The organism is Shewanella sp., assembly GCF_051658185.1.
Taxonomy (GTDB): Bacteria; Pseudomonadota; Gammaproteobacteria; order Enterobacterales; family Shewanellaceae; genus Shewanella.
This window is the reverse complement of sequence record NZ_JBOFMC010000363.1, coordinates 1-2,986: the sequence shown is the minus strand read 5'-3', so window position 1 is coordinate 2,986 and position 2,986 is coordinate 1. Positions and strand designations below refer to the sequence as shown.

Sequence of the window (2,986 nt, the reverse complement as noted above, 5' to 3'; positions counted from 1 at the left end):
CCATGGCCTTAGATTTAGCACCTTCAGCGTTAATTCCCTATCGCGAGACCGATCTTGCCTCACCCCTTAGTGTGTATGGCCAGAGTAAATTGGCGGGGGAGCAGGTCGTCTTTGAACACCTTGGCGAAGGGGCAATCGTGGTCCGAACGGCCTGGCTCTACGGTGTGGATGGACATAATTTTGTGAACACTATGCTTAGATTAATGCAAACCCAAGGCCGTCTTGAGCTGATTGCGGATCAATGGGGCTCGCCAACGTGGAGCGATGCGCTTGCGCGGGTGATCTGGCAACTGTTATCGCACCAGTCCCATGGGCTGTTCCATTATGCCGCGCGTGGACATTGCAGTTGGTATGAGTTTGCCAGTGAGATCCAGCGCCAAAGTATCGCCTTAGGCATCTTGCCTGCGTTGCAGAGTCATCCATGTGAGCTTAAGCCTTGTTCGGCGAGTGAGTACGCCGAGCGGGCGTTAATGGAGGGCAAAGTGGTCGCGCCAAGGCCGCGTTACAGTGCATTGTGCGCGGATAAACTCAGATTAACAGTGGCGCCGCCTCTTTTAGCCGCAGATGAGACACTGACGGCCATCGAGTGGCAGGATTGGCGTCAGCAGCTGAGTGCGATGCTCAAACAGCGTCTGGCGCGTACGGGATAAGTTTTACGGCGTTTGTTACGTCTGGCGTTAAGTCTGCACTTGGGCCAATACGCGGGTATATTCGCCCAGTAAACAGATATGTTATGGCATGAGGATTATGTTCATCTAAGGCCGATGGCATAATGTCGTTAGCAATAGGAATAAAAGGATATGGGCATGACGCAGCAACCAATTACAGCGCAATCTCTTATTGAGCAGTCTCTGACTCCCGAGGCTGTTATCCTGCCGCCATTGCTCACTCAAGAGCAGTTGCAGCAGCTGGTGGCGATGGCGATGGCCGCGGGGGCTGCCATTTTGCACATTTACCGGCAGGAGGCATGTGCCGTCAGTCTCAAGGGAGATAATAGCCCGGTGACGGCGGCGGATGTCGCGGCCCATCAATTGCTGTGCACTGAACTGACTAAGGCTTTTCCCAGTATTCCTATTTTGTCGGAAGAAGCGGCGGACATTGACTGGGAGGTGCGCCGGCACTGGCAATGCTACTGGCTTATTGATCCTTTAGATGGCACTAAGGAGTTTATTGAGCGTAATGGTGAGTTTACCGTCAATATCGCGCTTATTCATCAAGGGGTTGCTATTGCAGGAGTGGTTTATGCGCCGGTACTGGATAGTGTCTATTATGGCGCACATGGGGTAGGAGCATGGAAGCGGTGTGCAGGTGAAGAATGTGCCTTACGGGGCGCAGGTTTTTTGCGCCATATGCCGATCGTGGTGGGGAGTCGTTCCCATCAGAGCCCTGGTCTTGCCGAATATTTACAAGCACTTGGTGAGCATGAGATGCTCAGTGTTGGCAGTTCCCTTAAGTTTTGTATGTTGGCCGAAGGCCGCGCCGATCTTTACCCAAGATTGGGGCCTACCAGTGAGTGGGATACTGCCGCGGCGCAGGCGGTGCTTGAAAGTGCAGGGGGCAAGGTGTGCTGTTATGACACCGGGCTGCCATTACGCTATAACCAAAAACCGGCAATAACCAACCCTTATTTTATCGCCAGCGCCCCGGGCTGGTGAGCCTAAGGACGGTTTTACAGCTTAAGCTAGTCGTCGCTTAGGGCGACAGGGCTTGCCTTAAGCGTTTATTTGACACAGCGGCTGATGGTATGCCTGCAGGCAACATTGGGCGCAAGCGCGTTGGAGTGTTTAACCATGATACGCATCGGTATTGATTTAGGCGGCACTAAAACCGAATTAGTGGCGCTTGGCGCAGGGGGCGACGAACTCTTTCGTAAACGCGTCCCCACTCCCCGTGATTATCAGGGAACGCTGGCAGCCATGGTGATGTTAATTAAAGAAGCAGAAAGTGCCCTTGGGCAGCAAGGCTCGGTTGGTGTCGGCATTCCGGGGGTGATTTCGCCTTACACAGGGTTAGTTAAAAATGCCAATTCAACCTGGCTCAACGGTCGGCCATTAGATGTGGATTTAGCCCAATTGCTTGGCCGTGAGATACGAGTGGCCAATGATGCCAACTGTTTTGCCTTATCTGAGGCGGTCGATGGTGCCGCTGCCAGTATGCCGGTGGTATTTGGCGCGATTCTGGGGACCGGGTGCGGTGCAGGTGTAGTGATTAACCGTAAGGTACATGCGGGTGGCAATGGGATTGCTGGGGAATGGGGGCATAACCCTTTGCCATGGATGACCCCTGCGGAGCGTCATCGTACCCGCTGCTTTTGTGGGCATCATGATTGTATTGAAACCTTTATTTCCGGTACGGGTTTTATTAACGATTATCATCGTGCGCTCAGCGAAGCGGGGCACCATGGGCAAGCGGCCCAGTCTGGCGTTGCGATTATGGCCTTAGTTGCCCAAGAGGATGAGATTGCCACCGCAGCATTCGAGCGTTACTTGGACAGGTTAGCGCGATCATTGGCCCATGTGATCAATATGCTTGATCCCGATGCGATTGTGCTGGGTGGGGGGATGTCGAATGTGGATGGGATTTATCCACGCTTGCCTGCGTTGTTACGCCAATATGTGCTAGGGGGCGAATGCCAAACGCCAGTGCTGAAGCATCGTTACGGCTGTTCATCAGGCGTTCGTGGCGCCGCGTGGTTATGGCAGTCTTAATCCTTTGTCTGCAAAGGGAGGGATTATGTTGACGTTTTGCAGCTTTTCCATGCCAGTTTAACAAGCACGCGGGTGTGCAACTGCCGGCTTGAGCGAGTGCTGGTTGTTTGAGCTCGTACTAGTTGCTTGAGTGGCAATAGGGCTGTGGGTTATCGCCCCGTTTGTTTGGGTAACATGAGGCGGGTTGGCTTAAAAGCGTTTTTAGGAATATCAGTATGTTGTGGTTAAGCAAAGTATGTTTTGGTTAAAGAAAATCGCTTCAATGGCAGTTATGCCGA

General features: G+C 53.0%; 3 protein-coding genes. All 3 read left to right on the top strand.

Features of this window, described 5'->3' with window-relative positions; translation table 11 throughout:
• On the top strand, window positions 1–650 hold a 650-nt coding region (locus tag ACRCZA_RS13830), incomplete at its 5' end, for an SDR family oxidoreductase (protein ID WP_438674993.1).
• A 156-nt stretch (window positions 651–806) separates the two neighbouring features.
• Window positions 807–1,655 (top strand): 3'(2'),5'-bisphosphate nucleotidase CysQ, encoded by an 849-nt coding sequence (gene cysQ / locus ACRCZA_RS13825; RefSeq protein ID WP_438674992.1) that lies wholly within the window; start codon window positions 807–809, stop codon window positions 1,653–1,655.
• A gap of 135 nt (window positions 1,656–1,790) precedes the next feature.
• Window positions 1,791–2,708, top strand: a complete 918-nt coding sequence (gene mak / locus ACRCZA_RS13820; protein ID WP_438674991.1) for a fructokinase — start codon at window positions 1,791–1,793, stop codon at window positions 2,706–2,708.
• Window positions 2,709–2,986 lie beyond the last annotated feature (278 nt).